This window comes from gamma proteobacterium symbiont of Axiagastus rosmarus (genome assembly GCF_059730925.1).
The window spans coordinates 182,775-199,942 of sequence record NZ_AP035925.1 but is presented as its reverse complement, the minus strand read 5'-3'; the positions used below and the strand labels follow the sequence as shown (position 1 = coordinate 199,942).

At 59.1% G+C, this 17,168-nt stretch carries 15 protein-coding genes and 1 riboswitch; of the genes, 11 read left to right on the top strand and 4 right to left on the bottom strand.

Annotated features, from left to right (window positions below; all coding sequences use genetic code 11):
• Positions 1–55: 55 nt before the first annotated feature.
• Complete coding sequence (locus tag AC6I8F_RS00925; RefSeq protein ID WP_498028394.1) at positions 56–1,888, top strand: ABC transporter ATP-binding protein; 1,833 nt, start codon at positions 56–58, stop codon at positions 1,886–1,888.
• Here the strand turns inward: AC6I8F_RS00925 and AC6I8F_RS00920 are convergent.
• Positions 1,885–3,009 carry a GNAT family N-acetyltransferase gene (locus tag AC6I8F_RS00920; protein WP_498028393.1) on the bottom strand — a complete coding sequence of 375 codons (1,125 nt, stop codon included), beginning with the start codon at positions 3,007–3,009 and terminating at the stop codon, positions 1,885–1,887. The two genes, AC6I8F_RS00925 and AC6I8F_RS00920, sit on opposite strands and share 4 nt — an antisense overlap.
• A gap of 184 nt (positions 3,010–3,193) precedes the next feature.
• Here AC6I8F_RS00920 and AC6I8F_RS00915 point away from each other — a divergent pair, with 184 nt between their 5' ends.
• The 3 genes from AC6I8F_RS00915 (at position 3,194) to AC6I8F_RS00905 (ending at position 5,750) form a co-directional block, all read left to right on the top strand.
• Positions 3,194–4,093 (top strand): LysR family transcriptional regulator, encoded by a 900-nt coding sequence (locus AC6I8F_RS00915; RefSeq protein WP_058759361.1) that lies wholly within the window; start codon positions 3,194–3,196, stop codon positions 4,091–4,093.
• A gap of 98 nt (positions 4,094–4,191) precedes the next feature.
• On the top strand, positions 4,192–5,133 hold the full coding sequence (locus AC6I8F_RS00910; protein ID WP_498028392.1) for a glutathione S-transferase family protein: 942 nt from the start codon (positions 4,192–4,194) through the stop codon (positions 5,131–5,133).
• Positions 5,134–5,144: 11 nt separating this feature from the next.
• Positions 5,145–5,750 (top strand): alpha/beta hydrolase, encoded by a 606-nt coding sequence (locus AC6I8F_RS00905; RefSeq protein WP_058770918.1) that lies wholly within the window; start codon positions 5,145–5,147, stop codon positions 5,748–5,750.
• On the opposite strand, the gene AC6I8F_RS00900 is transcribed toward AC6I8F_RS00905, so the two are convergent.
• On the bottom strand, positions 5,747–6,544 hold the full coding sequence (locus AC6I8F_RS00900; RefSeq protein ID WP_058775150.1) for a sugar phosphate isomerase/epimerase family protein: 798 nt from the start codon (positions 6,542–6,544) through the stop codon (positions 5,747–5,749). The two genes, AC6I8F_RS00905 and AC6I8F_RS00900, sit on opposite strands and share 4 nt — an antisense overlap.
• A 106-nt stretch (positions 6,545–6,650) precedes the next feature.
• On the bottom strand, positions 6,651–7,028 hold the full coding sequence (crcB, locus tag AC6I8F_RS00895) for a fluoride efflux transporter CrcB (protein WP_021507890.1): 378 nt from the start codon (positions 7,026–7,028) through the stop codon (positions 6,651–6,653).
• A 91-nt stretch (positions 7,029–7,119) separates the two neighbouring features.
• A riboswitch (Fluoride riboswitch) is annotated at positions 7,120–7,194 on the bottom strand.
• Positions 7,195–7,301: 107 nt separating this feature from the next.
• Between crcB and AC6I8F_RS00890 the strand changes: the two genes are divergently transcribed.
• Positions 7,302–8,219 carry a nucleoside hydrolase gene (locus tag AC6I8F_RS00890; protein WP_059011367.1) on the top strand — a complete coding sequence of 306 codons (918 nt, stop codon included), beginning with the start codon at positions 7,302–7,304 and terminating at the stop codon, positions 8,217–8,219.
• Between the two features lie 8 nt (positions 8,220–8,227).
• On the opposite strand, the gene AC6I8F_RS00885 is transcribed toward AC6I8F_RS00890, so the two are convergent.
• Positions 8,228–9,256, bottom strand: coding sequence for a zinc-binding alcohol dehydrogenase family protein (locus AC6I8F_RS00885; protein ID WP_125310450.1), 1,029 nt, complete (start codon positions 9,254–9,256; stop codon positions 8,228–8,230).
• Positions 9,257–9,391: 135 nt separating this feature from the next.
• On the opposite strand from AC6I8F_RS00885, the gene AC6I8F_RS00880 reads away from it, so the two are divergent.
• The 6 genes from AC6I8F_RS00880 to AC6I8F_RS00855 all read left to right on the top strand — a co-directional run bounded on the left by AC6I8F_RS00880 (position 9,392) and on the right by AC6I8F_RS00855 (position 17,120).
• Positions 9,392–10,294 carry a GntR family transcriptional regulator gene (locus AC6I8F_RS00880; RefSeq protein ID WP_021507893.1) on the top strand — a complete coding sequence of 301 codons (903 nt, stop codon included), beginning with the start codon at positions 9,392–9,394 and terminating at the stop codon, positions 10,292–10,294.
• Positions 10,295–10,465: 171 nt separating this feature from the next.
• A complete protein-coding gene (locus AC6I8F_RS00875) occupies positions 10,466–11,818 on the top strand; it encodes an MFS transporter (RefSeq protein WP_058780236.1) in 1,353 nt (450 codons plus the stop codon).
• A gap of 400 nt (positions 11,819–12,218) precedes the next feature.
• Positions 12,219–13,592 (top strand): glycosyltransferase family protein, encoded by a 1,374-nt coding sequence (locus AC6I8F_RS00870; RefSeq protein WP_498028391.1) that lies wholly within the window; start codon positions 12,219–12,221, stop codon positions 13,590–13,592.
• 13 nt (positions 13,593–13,605) lie between these two features.
• On the top strand, positions 13,606–14,880 hold the full coding sequence (locus AC6I8F_RS00865; RefSeq protein WP_058759368.1) for a glycosyltransferase family 2 protein: 1,275 nt from the start codon (positions 13,606–13,608) through the stop codon (positions 14,878–14,880).
• Entirely contained in the window at positions 14,880–16,286 is a 1,407-nt protein-coding gene (locus tag AC6I8F_RS00860) for a radical SAM protein (protein ID WP_211726972.1), read from the top strand. The genes AC6I8F_RS00865 and AC6I8F_RS00860 overlap by 1 nt, the downstream gene beginning before the upstream one ends.
• 48 nt (positions 16,287–16,334) lie before the next feature.
• A complete protein-coding gene (locus tag AC6I8F_RS00855; protein WP_058759370.1) occupies positions 16,335–17,120 on the top strand; it encodes a hypothetical protein in 786 nt (261 codons plus the stop codon).
• The last annotated feature ends 48 nt before the right edge of the window (positions 17,121–17,168 follow it).

Genomic DNA, 17,168 nt, shown 5'->3' with positions numbered 1-17,168 from the left:
TCCCTGTTCAGTTGCACTAAGCTGTTAACTCTCACCGATCGGAAAGAGTGGCCTTATGTTGTATCGTCGTTTTGAACGTTTTATCAATATTTTTCAGGATGCCCCCACCGATTCCCCACCCGCCAGCGTGTGGCCGTTTTACCTCTATTATCTGCGTCAGGTGTGGCCAAGTTTTGTCGCGCTGCTGATTGTCGGGCTGGCGCAGGCGCTGATCGAAGTGGCGCTGTTTAGCTATCTCAGCCGTATTATCGATCTGGTCAATCACACCACGCCCGCCACGCTGTTCAGCGATAACTGGCCGATTCTGCTGTGGATGGCGGCGGTGGCGCTGGTGCTGCGGCCGGTGGTGATCGCACTGCACGATATGCTGGTGCATCAAAGCATTAACCCCAGCATGACCAGCATGATTCGCTGGCAGCATCACAACTATGTGCTGCGGCAGAGCCTCAATTTCTTCCAGAACGATTTTGCCGGCCGTATCGCCCAGCGCATCATGCAAACCGGTAACTCGCTGCGTGACTCGGCGGTTCAGCTGGTGGATGCCATCTGGCACGTGGTGATTTACGCCGTGACCTCACTGGTGCTGTTCGCGGAAGCCGACTGGCGCCTGATGATTCCGCTGATCATCTGGATTGTGGCGTACAGCCTGTCGCTGCGCTTCTTTGTGCCGCGCGTCAAGCAGCGCTCGGTGGTGTCATCCGAGGCGCGCTCGAAGCTGATGGGCACCATCGTTGACGGTTATACCAACATCGCTACCCTGAAACTGTTTGCCCATAACGATCTGGAAAAACGCTACGCGCGCGACGCCATTCAGGAGCAAACCGACAAAACCCAGCATGCCAGCCGCATGGTGACCAGCATGGATATCACGCTGTCGACGCTCAATGGCCTGCTGATTGTCAGCACCTCCGGCCTCGCGCTGTGGCTGTGGAGCCAGTCGCTGATCAGCGTAGGTGCCATCGCGCTGGCCACCGGGCTGGTGATTCGCCTGGTGAACATGTCCGGCTGGATCATGTGGGTGGTGAACGGCATCTTCGAAAACATCGGCATGGTGCAGGATGGCCTGAACACCATTGCGCAACCGCTCAGCGTGCAGGATGCGCCGCAGGCGAAAAAGCTGCAGGTGACGCGCGGCCAGATCCGTTTTGAGGATGTGCGCTTTGACTACGGCGGCGGCCGCCAGGTGATTAACCGCCTGAATCTCAACATCAAGCCTGGCGAGAAAATCGGTCTGATTGGCCCGTCCGGCGCCGGTAAATCGACCCTCGTGAACCTGCTGCTGCGGCTGTATGACATCAACGGCGGGCGCATTCTGATTGACGATCAGGACATCGCGCAGGTCACGCAGGCGAGCCTGCGCAGTCAGATTGGCATGATCACCCAGGATACATCGCTGCTGCACCGCTCAATTCGCGAAAACCTGCTGTACGGTCGCCCGGATGCCAGCGAAGCCGAGCTGCAGGCGGCGATTGTGCGCGCCCGCGCCGACGAGTTTATCCCGCTGCTCTCCGATCCGCAGGGCCGTACCGGGCTGGATGCGCACGTCGGCGAGCGCGGCGTCAAACTCTCTGGCGGCCAGCGCCAGCGTATTGCCATCGCCCGCGTGCTGCTGAAAGATGCGCCGGTTCTGATCATGGATGAAGCCACGTCGGCGCTCGACTCGGAAGTGGAAGCGGCGATTCAGGAGAGCCTGGAGACGCTGATGCAGGGCAAAACGGTGATCGCCATCGCCCATCGCCTGTCGACCATCGCGAAAATGGACCGGCTGGTGGTGCTGGAGAACGGCGGCATTGTTGAGATGGGTAACCATCGCGAACTGCTGGCGCACGGCGGGCTGTACGCGCGCCTGTGGCAGCATCAGACCGGCGGATTTGTCGGCGTCGATTAATCGCCGCGCCGGTAAGGCAGGGCGTCGCGCGCTTCCTGTGCCCAGGCGCGTGCCCCTGCCCGCTCCTGCTGCAGAAAATCCCCGACCGCGTCACGCAGCCCCGGATGGCACAGATAGTGCCAGGAGTGGGTGAGTTGCGGTTCAAAGCCGCGCACCAGCTTGTGCTCGCCCTGCGCACCGGCATCGAAGCGCTGCAGCCCTTCGGCGATGGCGAAATCCATGCCCTGGTAGAAACAGGTCTCGAAGTGCAGCCGGTCAAACTCCGCCAGACAGCCCCAGTAGCGGCCATACAGCGTGTCGTCATCCACCAGACAGAAGGCCATGGCGGCGGGCTGCTGCTGTAGCGTGGCGATCACCACGCGAATCGCCTGCGGCATCCGCTCCGCCAGCAGGCTGAAGAAGGAACGCGTCAGATAGGGACGCTGGCCGCGCACCGCGTAGGTGTTGGCGTAGCAGGTATATACAAAATCCCACTGATCTTCACGCAGCTCATCGCCGCGATACCAGTTAAACGCAAAGCCGCTGCTGGCCACCTGTTCGCGCTCTTTGCGTAGCTGCTTGCGTTTGCGCGACATCAGCGTGTCGAGAAAGTCGTGAAAATCGCGGTAGCCGCGATTGTGCCAGTGATACTGCACGCCGAGACGCGCCAGCCAGTCCGGCTGGGTTGCCAGCAGCGCGTTGGCGTGCGGCGTGGTGAAGTTGATATGCGCCCCGCTTAAGCCGTGCCGCTGCAACGCATCGGGCAGCGCTTCCAGCATCGGGATGATGGCCGTCTCGTCGCCCAGCAGACGCGCACCGGTCACCGGGCTGAACGGAATGGCGCCGAGCCATTTGGGGTAATAGGCAATGCCGGCACGCTGGCAGGCATCGGCCCACGCGTGATCGAACACATATTCGCCCCACGAATTGCGTTTACGGTAGCCCGGCAGCGCCGCCCGCAGCCTGCCGTCTTCGCGCCACAGCAGATGATCCGGCTGCCAGCCGTTTTCCGCGCGCACGCTGCCACTCTCTTCCAGCGCGAGCAGGAAGGCGTGACGCAAAAAAGGTTGATTGTCAGGTAACAGCGCATCCCATTCGGCAGCGGTGATCTCCGCCAGCGATGACAGGTGAAGCAAAGGCATTGGTGGCTCCCGGCCAGCTTAAGGCGAATGCCTAGTTCAGCAGGTTTTGCCGCCGTGCGAAAGGTGCGGCGCACTGAATGTAAAGCGGGTCGTTGCGCCATGCTGCGCACATTGCTGTCGCGGCCCGTGCCACGATTTTTCACTTCGCCTGTGTATACTCACCCTTTTCCTTGCAGGAAATGCCATGGATCGTCTTGATTGTGATCGCATGTTTGTCGCCGTACTCGAAGTCGGCAGTTTTGCCGGTGCCGCCGCCCGGCTCGGCACCAGCAGCGGCCAGGCGTCAAAGCTGGTGTCGCGTCTGGAGCAGCAGCTTGGCGTGCAGCTGTTCAAGCGCAGCACACGGGCGCTGTCGCCCACCGAGATCGGCCGCGCCTATTATGAGCGGGTGAAAACCCTGCTGGAGGCGTTCGACGCGCTGGATGCCACGGTGCAGGAAAATGCCCGCTCGCCCACCGGCCGCCTGAAGATTAGCGCACCCGGCACCTTCGGCACCGCGGTGCTGGCCAGCGTGCTGGTGGCGTTCGCGCGTCACTATCCGCTGATTGAGCTGGACGTCAACTTCTCCGACCGCGCCGTGAATATCGTCGATGAAGGCTTCGATATGGCGATCCGCATCGGCAAGCTGGACGACAGCAGCCTGATTGCGCGCCGTCTGGGCGAGGTGCCAATTCGCCTCGCCGCCGCGCCCGGCTATCTGCTGCAGCACGGCACGCCGCAGCACTGGCGCGACCTGGCGACGCATCAGTGCATCAGCGATACCAACTTTCGCGATCCGTGGCACTGGCCGTTCGTCACGCCGTGCGGCGACAGCGTCAGCATGCCGATTCGCGGCCGCCTGTGCTTCTCCAACACCGAAGCCTGCCTGCAGGCGGCGCTGGCCGGCCTCGGCATTGCACGTCTGCCCGGTTTTATCGCTGCACCGGCGCTGCAGCGGGGCGAAATCGTCACGCTGCTGGAGGACTTTGCGCCGCCAGCCATGGGCCTGTTTGCCCTGTATCCGCCCGCGCGCCATCTGGCGCAGAAAACCCGCCTGCTGATCGACTTTCTGGCCGAGCACTTCCGCCTGCATCCGCCCGGCTGATTCCTTCCATTCTGGAAACAATCAAAGCCGTTTTGCCCGGATTATCAGCATAAAGGCAGCACGGTAAGCTGCTGACATCACTTGAGAGGAGCAGAGCGATGTTGGTAAACGGTAAGTGGAGCGCAGAGTGGCATCCGGTTCAGGCCACCGATAAACAGGGTGGCTTTGTACGCCAGACTTCCAGCTTTCGTCACTGGATTAGCGCCGATGGCAGCAGCGATTTTGCCGCCGAGCCGGATCGCTATCATCTGTACGTCGCGCTGATCTGCCCATGGGCCTCGCGCACGCTCATTGCGCGCAGCCTGAAAGGGCTGGAGCAGATTGTCAGCGTGTCGGTGGTTGAGCCGCAGCTTGGCGCGCAGGGCTGGCGCTTCGGCGATTATCCCGGTGCCGATCGCGATCAGCTGAACAACGCTGAGTATCTCCACCAGCTGTATACCCGCGCCGACGCCGACTTTACCGGGCGCGCCACCGTGCCGGTGCTGTGGGATAAAAAAACCCAGACCATTGTTAACAATGAGTCGGCGGATATTCTGCGCATGTTCAACAGCGGCTTTGGCGATCTGGCTGACAACCGGCTCGATCTCTACCCTGAGGATCTGCGCCCGGAGATCGACGCGCTGAACGCAACGATCTATCCGCGTCTCAATAACGGCGTTTATCGTACCGGTTTCGCTACCACCCAGGTGAGCTATCAGCAGGCGTTTAATGAGGTGTTTGAGCAGCTGGATGAGCTGGAGCAACGGCTGAAAGATGGTCGCACTTTTCTGCTGGGTGAACGACTGACCGAAGCCGATATCCGCCTGTTCGTGACCCTGATACGCTTTGACGTCGCCTATCACGGCCTGTTCAAATGCAACCTGCGCCGCCTGCGCGATTACCCGCTGCTCGATCGTTATCTGAAGAGTGTGCTGGCGGTCTCCGGCGTGCGGCAAACGGTGAACATCGACCACATCAAACAGGGCTATTATTCGATTAAAGCGCTGAATCCCAACGGCATCGTGCCGGCGGGACCGGATTTGGCGGACTACGGTTTTTAAGGAGCAGGGCAATGGCAAAAGCGTTAGTGGTGTTTTTACATGGCGTCGGCAGTAATGGCGCGGATTTGGCGGTGCTGGGGCAACACTGGTCAGCGCTGCTGCCCGACGTGGCATTTGCCGCGCCCGATGCGCCCTTTCCCTTTGAGCACGCCATGGGCTATCAATGGTTCAGCCTGACCGGCATCACGCCGGAAAACCGTCCGGCACGCGTACGGGCTGCGCGCGACGCCTTTGACGCCACGCTGCAGCAGCTGATGGCGCAGCACGCGATGGCCGGCGCGTGGCAAAAGGTGATTCTGGTGGGATTCTCGCAGGGCTCGATCATGGCGCTGGATGCGCTGGCCTCCGGACGCTATCCGCTGGCTGGTGTGGTGGCCTTCTCCGGTCGCCTGGCCTTTGACGAGGCGCTCACGCCGCCGCCGCATGCCTCCGCGCTGCTGATTCACGGCAAAGCCGATGAGGTCATCCCATTCAGCGAAACCGTCTCCGCCGCGCAGCGCCTGCAGAGCGCGGGCGTCGCGGTCACCGCACAGTATGAACCCGCCACCGGTCACACCATTTCCAGCCACGGCGCAATGCAGGCAGCGGCCTACATCGCCCAGTGTCTGCAGGATTAAGGCCAGTAGCGCTGCAGCGCCTGCCACGCCTGACGCGCGGCCGCTTCCGGCGGCTGTGCTTTGAGGCGATCGTTAAACACTTCGATGCCCACCGGACCGCGGTAGCCTGCACTTTTCAGCTTATCGACAAAGCGTTCCACTTCAATGATGCCGTCGCCGGGCAGTAAGCGCTGATGGCGCGCATAGTCGCTCAGCGCCTGCTTTTCCTGCGGTGGCATCTGCGCCATATCGCACAACTGCACTTCATAAATGCGGTCGGCCGGAATGCCGTCGAGCTGAGAGGCATCGCCACCGCGTGCGCAGATGTGGAACAGATCGACCACCAGCCCGATATTGGGCTGATCCAGCCGCTGCAAACGCTGCCACGCCAGCGGCAGCGTATTGTCGACGCTGCACCACGCCATCGGTTCATACATGATGCGCATGTTATAGCGCGCGGCTTCCGAGGCCAGCCAGCGCAGATCCTCATCAATGCGCTCCGCAACGCAGTCTTCGCGCGTGGTCGCCGGCGCCTGAATGGTATCGCAGCCCAGCGATTGCGCGACGCGAATGAAATCACGCAGTTCGGCGCGCTTTTGCAGCCGTTCGCTGTCCGGCGCGCCGGTAAAGTCACGCAGCACCTGCAGATTGGTAAAGCCCAGGTTCAGCTGCGCGGCCAGCGCCGCCGTGTGCTCAGTAACCTCTTCCCGCCACATTTCAACCTGATCGAACCCGGCGGCACGCGCCGCCTGCAGCTTATGCGCCGATTCACCGTTTAACAGCACCAGGTTAAGGAATTTCGGGTTTGCAGACATCAACAGCTCCTTAATCGTCCGGATAAAGCGGTGACAGAGGCTGTGCGCCACCCGCACAGCATCCTGATCAGTATCCCCCTCTTAAGGGTGATTTCAAGCGTGTCGTTTAGCCCAGCAGATTCACCACGGCGAAACCGGCAAAGGTCATCAGCAATGAACCGATGACATGCACCATCACGCTCGACATTGCCCACAGGTATTTTCCTGATTGTAGCAACACCACGATCTCGGCCGAGAAGGTCGAAAACGTCGTCAGCCCGCCGCACAGGCCGGTGACGATCAGCAGTTTCCATACGGGATCGATGTGCGGATTGCGCACAAACCACGCCATCGCCGCGCCAATAATAAAGCCACCGACCAGATTAACGATCAGCGTACCTGGCGGCAGGTTGGGGAATAACGTATTGAAACGCAAAGAGATAAGCCAGCGCAGCGTGCAACCGATGGCACCACCGATCATGACCGCGAACAGCGACTTCAGCATAGTCTGGAGCTCCTGAATTGAGATACGCGCAGGGCCGCGGCAGGACAGAAACTACACCTGACACACCGCCGTCTCCCGCGCAGGGATAAGCAAGTTGTCAGGCGTCATCAGCCGTCTGTAACCAGAGGGCGGTTGGGTAAGGTGGCACGCCATCACCTCAGAGGCACGATAATACGCTGGCGCGGCGGAGGTGACAATATTCACCTGCTGTCAGCGTATCGTCGGGAACGATTATGTTTTACCGTGGCAGACATCTTCAGCGAGGAGATTCCGATGCGTACCCTGATTTTTGATACTGATATCGGCGTGGATGACGCCTTTGCGCTGGCGTATGCGGCGCGCACGCAGCGGCTGCTGGGCATCACCACGGTGTTTGGCAATGTCGCGGTTGGCCAGGCGGTAAAAAACGCCCGGCTGTTCTGTGCAAAGATGAACATCAGCGCGCCGGTGTATCGCGGCTGCGCGCGTCCGCTGGCGCTGGCCCCTTCCGCACCGGCTACCCTGCACGGCGCAGACGGTCTCGGCGATGCCTTCGATAACCCGTACAGCGATGTCGCCGACAGCGCGGTACAGTTCATCATCGACAGCGTACGCGCGCAGCCGCACGCGATTACCCTGGTGGCAATCGGGCCGCTGACCAATATCGCCTGTGCCATCAACCAGGCGCCAGACATCATTCCGCTGGTGAAAGAGCTGGTGATCATGGGCGGCGCGTTTGGCACCGACGGCCACGCTGGCAACGTGACGCCGTTCGCCGAGTTCAATATCTGGAAAGATCCGCATGCCGCCGATCAGGTGCTGGCCTCGGCGCTGCCGGTGGTGATGCTGCCGCTGGATGTGACGCACAAGGTGCTGATCAGCGGAGAGGAAGTGCGCCAGCTGAATCAGCCGGTGTTAAGTGCCATCTGCCGGCCTTATCTGGCTTACAGCCTGCAAAAAGAAGGATTTGATGGCATGGCGCTGCACGATACCCTGACGCTGTCGTGGCTGGCGCTGCCGCAGGCGTTCAGCGTGACAACAGCGCCGGTGCGCGTGGTGACCGAAGGCATCAGCCGCGGCCAGACGCTGCAGCGCGTGAGCGCTCTCGCCTCGCGCGACGATCCGTTCGCCGGCCTGCGCGCCCAGCGGTTGTGTCTGGGCGTCGATGCCGAGGCGGTACGGCAACATTTTTTTGCCACGCTGCGCGCCTGACGGTATTCCTATCGGGCGAAATGGATGACGCCTTTGATCAGCTCAGGGTTGTTGATCACCCCGGGCTCAAAAGTCTCGGCCAGCGTCGAGAAGTCGTAATGGCGGTTGAGCATCATATCGGCCCGCAGCTGACCGCTGGCCATCAGGGCGCGCACTTTGTCGAAGTCTTCCCGCGTGGCGTTGCGACTGCCCAGCAGCGTAGTCTCCTTTTTGTGAAACTCGGTGTCGGGGATCACCAGATCGCCTTTGTGCAGGCCGACAAACACGATGGTACCGCCGTGACGAATCAGCTGCACGGCGCTGTTCATCGCCGCCGGACTGCCGGTGGCGTCAATCACTTTAGCGGCCAGCCGCCCGCCAAACTCTGCGCGCAGCGCGGCGATAAAATCATCGGCCAGCGGATCGATCGTCGCCAGCTGCAGCTGCTGCGCAACGTGCGCGCGCCGCTGAGCGCTGGTATCGGCCACCACCACCTGTGCACCGGCTGCGGCGGCAATCGCCGCGACGCCCAGGCCAATCGGTCCGGCCCCGACCACCAGCACCTGCTCATCGGCGACCAGCGCCGCGCGTCGCACCGCATGGGCGCTGATGGCAAAGGGCTCGATCAGTGCCGCTGCTTCAGGCGCCACATCGTCAACCGCCAGCAAATTAGTGTCCGGCACGCTGAGAAACTCGCAAAAACCGCCGTCCTGATGCACGCCAATCACTGAAATCTGTTCACAGCAGTTGGTTTTGCCGCTTAAGCAGGCGTCGCAACGCTGACAGGCCACGTAAGGAATCAGCGCCACGCGCTGCCCTGGCTGAAATCCCTGCGCCGCCGCGCCCAGCGCCACCACTTCACCGCACAGCTCATGACCGAGCACGCGCGGATAGGAGAAAAACGGCTGATTGCCGGCCCAGGCGTGAATATCGGTGCCGCAAATGCCGGCGGCAATTGGTTTAATCAGGACTTCGTGCGCGGCAGGCGTCGGTACGCTGCGCTGCTGCCACACCATGCTGCGCGGTTCGGCGACCACCAGCGTTTTCATGTTCGTCATCGTTTCCTCCTGGGCTGTTCACGCAGTTATGGCGAAAATCGACCGCGGCGGGAGGTTGCGCTGTACGAAGTGTGAGGCAGCGCGATTTTTTTGGGCTTTGTGTGGTTTTTAATGCATAAAAAACCGGAGGGCCGTATGAGCCGAAGCCAGAATCTGCGCCAGAACGTCATCAATCAAATGCTGGAAGCCATTGCCCGCCGCCATGTGCGCTCGCCGCTGCCCCCACAGGCGGCGCTGGCCGAGATGTTTAATATCAGCCGCACCACGGTGCGCCACACGCTGCAGCATCTGCATCAGCGCGGCGTGCTGGAAAAAGTGGCTGAGACCTACGTGATTGTGCGCGATCCCTGCGAGGAGGATGGGTTTAGCGTACTCAGCCCACCGATCGACCAACAGGCGGTGCAGTTTGAGCAGGCGTTTTTTAACCTGATTAATCAGCGCTTACTGATGCCAGGCGACAGTTTCACCGAACTGCAGCTGGCGCAGCAGGTGCGGGTCAGCCCGGTGGTGGTGCGCGAGTTCCTGCTGCGTTTTATGCGTTATAATCTGCTGGAACCGGTTAAGCGCGGCCACTGGCGGATGAAGAAATTCGATCAGGAGTACGCCGAAAAGCTGTTTGAACTGCGCGAAATGCTGGAAACGCACGCGCTAACCCGCTTTCTTAACCTCGCCGCCGGTGATGAACGCTGGGTGCAGGCGCGCGATCTGCTGGATCGCCATCGCGCGCTGCGCGACACCATCGCCAGCAACTACCGCCAGTTTGCCGCGCTGGATAAAGAGATGCATACGCTGATTCTCTCCGCCGCCAACAACCCGTTTTTCAACCAGTCACTGGAAATTATCTCTGTGATTTTTCACTCGCATTATCAGTGGGATGAAAGCGATCTCAAGCAGCGCAACATCGTCGCGCTGGAGGAGCATATGGCGATTCTTACCGCGCTCATCAGCCGCCAGGATGTGGACGCGCTGTGCGCGCTGCATGCGCATCTCAGAACCGCCAAACACTCGATGATCCGCTCTATCCGGCAGTACAATTAAAAACCGATTAAAAACCACAAAGCATAAGCGCCCGCACGAATCAGAAACATGTTTGCAACATCTCCCGCGGTTTACTTCTAGTCTCGAAGGCAGCCCCTTAGGGCAGCCCGTTTCGCTGCCGCAGGAACCCCAAGACTGATAACGATAAGTACCCGAACCTGGGAGGTTGCAATGGAAAATACATCAACGCGCGGCGGCACCACCGCGCCAGCACCCGAGCACGCCGGGCAGGATTATGTACCGGCGCGCGCCGATGTGGTGCGCTCTCCGCGCATCCGTAAGATTCAAATCACCGCCATGCTGCTGCTGCTGTTCGCCGCCATCATCAACTACCTTGACCGCAGCTCGCTGTCGGTGGCCAACATGACCATCCGCGAGGAGCTGGGCTTATCGGCCACCGAGATTGGCGTGCTGCTGTCGGCGTTTTCGCTGGCCTACGGTTTAGCCCAGCTGCCGTGCGGCGCGCTGCTCGATCGCAAAGGCCCGCGCATTATGCTGGCCATCGGCATGTTCTTCTGGTCACTGTTCCAGGCGGCGGCCGGGCTGGTGCATAACTTCACGCAGTTTGTGCTGGTGCGCATCGGGCTGGGCATTGGCGAAGCGCCGATGAACCCGTGCGGCGTGAAGGTGATCAACGACTGGTTCAACATCAAAGATCGCGGTATGCCGATGGGGATGTTTAACGCGGCGTCGATGATTGGTCTGTCGGTGGCACCGCCGATTCTGGCGGCGATGATGCTGGTGATGGGCTGGCGCGGCATGTTTGTCACCATCGGCGTGCTGGGTATGTTTCTCGCCATTGGCTGGTATCTCACCTACCGCGACCGGGATAACAACAAGCTGAGCGGTGAAGAGATTCACTATCTGCAGGCGGGCAGCGTGGCATCACGCAAAGAGCCGCTAAGTTTCGCCGAGTGGCGTGGACTGTTTAAGCAGCGCACCATGTGGGGCATGATGATTGGCTTCAGCGGCATCAACTATACCGCGTGGCTGTACATCGCCTGGCTGCCGGGCTATCTGCAGTCGACCTATCATCTGGATCTGAAAAGCACCGGCCTGCTGGCCGCCATTCCTTTCCTGTTCGGCGCGGCGGGCATGCTGCTCAACGGTTACGTGGTGGATTCACTGGTGCGTCGCGGTTTTGACGCGGTGAAAGTGCGTAAAGTATCGATTGTCAGCGGCATGCTGCTCTCCGCGGCCTTTACCACCTTTGTGACGCGCGCCACCGACACCACCAGCGCGGTGACGCTGATTGGTATGGCGCTGTTCTGCATTCACTTTGCCGGTACCTCATGCTGGGGCCTGATCCACGCTAACGTCACAGCGCGCATGACGGCATCAGTGGGCAGTATCCAGAACTTTGCCAGCTTCGTTTTCGCCTCTTTTGCGCCAGTAATTACCGGCTGGGTGCTGGATACCACCAAATCGTTCAGCCTCGCGCTGATGATATGTGCTGGCGTCACGGTGGTCGGCGCGCTGGCTTACCTGCTGCTGGTCAGAAAACCGATCACCGATGGGGTGTAACGCCAGGGTTTCTGCTTAATCCTCTTCTCCGGGTGCGCAGATTATGCGCACCCTTGCTTCATCCGCCCGCCACATGTATTCCAGCCGCCGCGTTATCCCCTGATTCTGCGCATGATCAGATAAATTAAACTGAATGATGGCAATCACTATCCAGCACCATTAAGCCCAAAATAAGGAAAATATACCGCTAAACACGCCGGTAATAGTTATTATTTTAAGACAAAACTCAAGGACGAATATTATAAATCACCACCCTCAGTGCATTATTATCCATTAATGCATTAACGAAGGTGAATTAATTAGCTACAGTAAACTTTTGTGGATTGGATCAAAGTTTGACCGGATAATTTAACTTACCGTTCAGTCACTATTAATGTTCAGGTATGAGCGTGGTGACCAAATGGATTTACAACGCAAGGCCCTTTTTATCTCTTTTGATGCCGTGGCATTATCGGGTATTACAGTAGAAGCCACTAAAATTGCCGTTCGTTTACGCGAGCAGGGAATCACCTCCTTTCTTGATATCGGCTACGACATAAAAATTGATAAGGGAAACTTCGGACGCCCCTATTCCGAAAATGAAATTAATTCGCTAAAGCATCATTTTACCTTAGTCCGGCACGATGAAATTCGTCAGGTGGAAGGTTATAACCCGGCCTTTCTGCAATATATTCATGACGTGCTGATTAATCATAGCCAGACGCTGGATGCCGCGGCAGAAAAAATCCTGGTGCAGCAGACGGAAAAGATGGCACAGGCGGTGGCAAACGCGCTGTGCGCAAAATGGCAGGCGCTGGATATCAATTATTTAATCATTGAGAACGGGACGCTGCCGGATAATATTATTTTTACCCGCGCGCTCTATCTGGCGATTGCGCAATACGGCGCCGCAAAACAGCTCGGCCGGTTTGTGTTGTGGCGCGACCATGACCTGATGTGGAACAGCGAATCCACCTCATCGCGTTACGGCAGCGCGCCCTGGCCACATGCCGTCAGGCCACAGCCCTCGCCGCATATCACCTACGTCACGCTGAACCAGGCACTGGCCTCACAGCTGGCGGCCTGGTGCGAACATCAGGTCGAAATCGAGGTGATGCGTAATACCTATCCTTTTGACCCGAGCCATCCGCGCAAAGATTTACGCCGCCAGTTTGGGTTGCTGGCGCAGGACAAGGTGATTGCCCGCACCACGCGAATTATTCCGGCTAAGCGACTCGATCGGGATATTCACCTGTTGCATGCGCTGAACAGTGAACTTATCGCGCAGCATCAGCCACAGCGCGTTTATTTAATGGTCGCTGGCGATCCGCTGGAAGACAGCGTGCATTATCACGCATTAAAGCAGTTAATTAGCCGGTTCCAGCTGGAGCGTTACGTCATCTTTTTTGGCGCGTTAAATCACGACTTCATGGAGCGTAATCCACAGGCCACCACCATTCAGGATCTTTATCACGCCTGCGATGTGGTGTCGTTTTTAACCGCATGGGATTACGACAGCTACGGTAATCCGATTGGCGAGGCGATCAGCCATCAGCGCTGTTATATCGCCACCCGCTATGAATATTATCACGAGGTGTATGGCCAGTACGGTTTTGAAGGCGAACTGATGGAAATTTCCGCCAGTCATGATGGCCTGCCGGATGCCGATTTTATTCAGCGCGTCAGTGATTTATTACGAGATGACGCACGCCGCGACGCCATCGCCACGCGCAATTATCAGAAAGGAAAATCCCTGCTGTCGGATCATATCTTCCGGCAGATATTTAATGTGTAGTTAAGGAGTGACTATGGATAACCGTTGTTTTATTTCTGTCGTGCTGCCGGTTTATAACGAGGCAGCACGTATTAACGCGGTGCTGGAATCAATATTGCAGCAGCGTTCACCCGGCGGATTGTTTAATTTTGATAATCTGGAAGTGATCATGGTGGATAATAATTCCACCGATAACTCGGTCGCGCTGATTGAAGCCTTTGCCGCGCAGCATCCGCAGCTGACAATTCATCAGCTGCAGGAGACGGTGCAGGGCGTCTCTTCGGCGCGGAAAAAAGGCATGGATTTCGCCTCACAGCGCGCCGGTCTGCGCGACGAGGACAGCGGTTTTCAGCGCAAGCACTACATTCTTTCGGCCGATGCGGACTGCACCGTTGATGCGCTGTGGATCGACGAACTGGTCGGCACCATGATTGCGCAAAACGGCGATCTGGGCACCTGTAACTACTACTACGAAACCGCGGATTTTCACGAGCGCCCGCGGCTGTATGCGGAGATTGATAAAACGCTGCGCTGCCGCCACGCTTCCTTCTCCCTGTTTGGCGGCTTTCCGGACGGCAAAGGCTTTGGCGTCGAAAAGCAGCTGTACGACGAAGTGGGCGGCATCGAGATTTTTTACCAGCTGAAAAACGGTGAGTTTGTTGAACATCTGTCAGACGACTGGGATTTTGGCATCAAGGTGATCGCGGCCGGCGGCAAACCGGTGTATGCGCCCAACTCCCGCGTGCAGATCAACAGCCGCCGGGTGGATAACCTGCTGCACGAAGTGATTGAAGGCGTGGCCTACGGCCATAACGGCACCATCATCATGAAAGATGTGCGCCCCACGCTCACCGCGCTGACGCCGTTCACCGATGTCAGCGCAGAGCAGGCGCAGCAGGCGTGGCACTACTCGATTAAAGATTACGTGCCAAAAAATCTGGTGCTGCCGGTGCTGCTGAATCCGTCGCTGCTGCGCGACGATGCCGCGGTGATTGATTTCTTCACGCCAGAGGTGGCTGAACGCCTGTTCGACCGCATTCACAGCATAATGCTGGAGATGAGCGTGACCGATTTCCTGCCGATTCACAGCTACAAAACCCCGGCGTTTCGCCTCTATTTTGAATTCCGCCATGAGCTGTTTGCCGCGCTGCGGCGTGCCGTCGGCGCAGAGATTGGCGAGCCACCGCCGCTGCCGGCCTGCTTTGCCCAGGTGACGGAAAATGATTTCGCCCGCTTTGTCTGGTATTACTGCGAAGATCGCGAATCCGGTGAGGCGCATAACTACTTTGCAAACGGCGGGGTGTTCTGATGCGTGCTGCCTGGCTGCAATCCCTGCAGGATATCGATCGTCACTATCCTCGCCCGGCCATATGCGAGGTGCTTAGCCGGCCGGAAAACGCCGATTTGCTGGAATACGTGGTACATGATCCTTTTGGCTGCCATGTGTTTCCCGGTGATATCGACGATTTTCCGCTGCCGAATTTTTTCCGCGCCATGCAGCACAGCCTGAGCCATGCGCCGCAAATTCATCTGTGGGCGTATATCCCCACCTGCCGCTACAAGTGCCACTTTTGCCAGTTTCCTACGGTGATTGTAAATCCGCAGTCGCCGCGCGCGCCTGAGCTGTTCCGCGATATCGTCGATCGCAACATTCAGGAGGCGAAACTGTGGCTGGCGCAGCTGCCGGCACTGGGTGAAGTGCCGGTGGGTGAGTTCAACCTGTTCGGCGGCACGCCCTCGCTGCTGCCACCGGATGAGCTGCGGCGCTTAATGGATTTTTACCGCAACCATTTCAACTTCCGCGAGGCCACGCTGCGCTTCGAAGGCGAGCCCGGCACGCTGACGCGCGAATTCCTCGCGCAGCTGCGCGAACTGGGCTTCAGCAAACTGTCGTTTGGCGCGCAGTCATTCTCTGACCGCCTGATCAAAGGCTGTGGTCGCCTGCACAGCGCGGATGCCTGCTACAAGGTGATTCGTGATGCGCGCGAGCTGGGCTTCGCCCTGGTCAGCGTCGACCTGATGTATGGCCTGCTGGGACAAACGGTGGATGACGTGCGTGACGATCTGCAGCAGGCGCGCGCGCTTGACCTGTCGCATCTGGTGTTCACCAAGCTGCACATGAAGCCGTTCGCCGAAAGCCGCACCGGCGTGTCGGCGGAGGGAGAAAATGCCTGGCAGCGTAAGAATGCGGCGATGCCCAGTCTGGGTCAGCAATATCAGATGCGCGCGCTGGCCGAGCAGTGGCTGGATGGCGATTACCTTGAACATCCCACCATGTATTTCCACCATCGCAGCGCACCGCCGGAAAAGTGGAAAGCGATCATTACCGATCTCGACCAGCAGGCACCGGAAGTGGCGATTGGCCTTGGCGGCAGCTCCAAATGTGCCGGCGCGGAGCTGATTAACCTGACCGACTACGCCGATTATCAGCGCGCACTGGATAACGGTGAGCTGCCGATCGCCTCGGTGCGCGGTATGTCGCCGGATCAGCAGGCCATCAACGGCTGCAAGATGGCGCTGTCAACGCTGATTCCGCTCGACGATGTGCTGTTTCAGCAGAAGTTTGGCGTCAGCCTGTTTGCCCAGCCAACCATCGCCCGTGCGCTGCGTGAGTTGCAGCAGCGCGGGTTAGTGCACAGCGATGGCCGCTACGTCACGCTCACCCCCGCCGGCCGCGTGCTGGTAGAAGCCATCATCAATACCCAGTTCGACTAAACCGCCCTTACCTCTCAACGGCACGCGACGGCGTGCCTGGAGCCTGTTATGTCCCAGTCTGTTTATAGCTTTTTTTATATCGCCATCGACACCGAAGCGGGCGTCACCGCTGAACAGTTTGAAACCTTCGTGCGCGAAAAAGGCGTGCATCTCCCCTGCTATCCCGGCTGGCGCTGGACGCTGTTTCGCGGTCTGCGCGGCGAGCGCGTCGATCAATACCTGATGCTGTTTGAAATGAAAGATGCGGCACAGCGCGCGCGCTTTATGCAGGATGACGGTGAACTTACCGCCGAGGCAGAGCACTTCTGGCATCTGCATCCTGACGCGGACGCGCTGCTCAGCGAGTGGCGCCAGCTGGCAACCTTCGCGCGGCGCCCGACAATTTTCACCCATTTCGATCTGCTGGCAGAGAATCCTCACAGTACGCTGCCGGGTGGCCCGCGCTTTGATGCCCGCAGCGGCACCGCGCGCATTCTCGGTACCCACTATCTGGCGCTGCGGCCGGGCGTCCAGCCGCAGGAATTTGAGCAATTCATCGCGCAGAATGCCGCGCGTATCGTTGATTATCCCGGCTGGAAGTTTCATCTGCTGAAAGGCCACAGCGGCAACCGGCTGGACGGCTATGTGGTGATGATGGAGATTGAGAGTGAAGCGGCGCTGAATGTGTTTTATCCGCAGCCTGATATCGCCACCGCCAGCGCGGCTGACTTTGCGCGCGCGCACCGGGATACCAAACAGATGTATGAAGAGTGGAAGCAGCTGGCGTCCTTTTCCGGTTCGCCGCAGCTGTATACCGATTATCTCGCCGTGGCGGAATGCGGCACGCTGAAGTGAGTGCAGGCGGCGCGCTCTGCTCATTGCTGAAACGCGCCGCCGGATTTC

Coding starts and splice junctions, on each gene's coding strand:
- AC6I8F_RS00925 (WP_498028394.1), top strand. CDS start 56: ATGTTGTATCGTCGTTTTGAACGTTTTATCAATATTTTTCAGGATGCC.
- AC6I8F_RS00920 (WP_498028393.1), bottom strand. CDS start 3,009: ATGCCTTTGCTTCACCTGTCATCGCTGGCGGAGATCACCGCTGCCGAA.
- AC6I8F_RS00915 (WP_058759361.1), top strand. CDS start 3,194: ATGGATCGTCTTGATTGTGATCGCATGTTTGTCGCCGTACTCGAAGTC.
- AC6I8F_RS00910 (WP_498028392.1), top strand. CDS start 4,192: ATGTTGGTAAACGGTAAGTGGAGCGCAGAGTGGCATCCGGTTCAGGCC.
- AC6I8F_RS00905 (WP_058770918.1), top strand. CDS start 5,145: ATGGCAAAAGCGTTAGTGGTGTTTTTACATGGCGTCGGCAGTAATGGC.
- AC6I8F_RS00900 (WP_058775150.1), bottom strand. CDS start 6,544: ATGTCTGCAAACCCGAAATTCCTTAACCTGGTGCTGTTAAACGGTGAA.
- crcB (WP_021507890.1), bottom strand. CDS start 7,028: ATGCTGAAGTCGCTGTTCGCGGTCATGATCGGTGGTGCCATCGGTTGC.
- AC6I8F_RS00890 (WP_059011367.1), top strand. CDS start 7,302: ATGCGTACCCTGATTTTTGATACTGATATCGGCGTGGATGACGCCTTT.
- AC6I8F_RS00885 (WP_125310450.1), bottom strand. CDS start 9,256: ATGACGAACATGAAAACGCTGGTGGTCGCCGAACCGCGCAGCATGGTG.
- AC6I8F_RS00880 (WP_021507893.1), top strand. CDS start 9,392: ATGAGCCGAAGCCAGAATCTGCGCCAGAACGTCATCAATCAAATGCTG.
- AC6I8F_RS00875 (WP_058780236.1), top strand. CDS start 10,466: ATGGAAAATACATCAACGCGCGGCGGCACCACCGCGCCAGCACCCGAG.
- AC6I8F_RS00870 (WP_498028391.1), top strand. CDS start 12,219: ATGGATTTACAACGCAAGGCCCTTTTTATCTCTTTTGATGCCGTGGCA.
- AC6I8F_RS00865 (WP_058759368.1), top strand. CDS start 13,606: ATGGATAACCGTTGTTTTATTTCTGTCGTGCTGCCGGTTTATAACGAG.
- AC6I8F_RS00860 (WP_211726972.1), top strand. CDS start 14,880: ATGCGTGCTGCCTGGCTGCAATCCCTGCAGGATATCGATCGTCACTAT.
- AC6I8F_RS00855 (WP_058759370.1), top strand. CDS start 16,335: ATGTCCCAGTCTGTTTATAGCTTTTTTTATATCGCCATCGACACCGAA.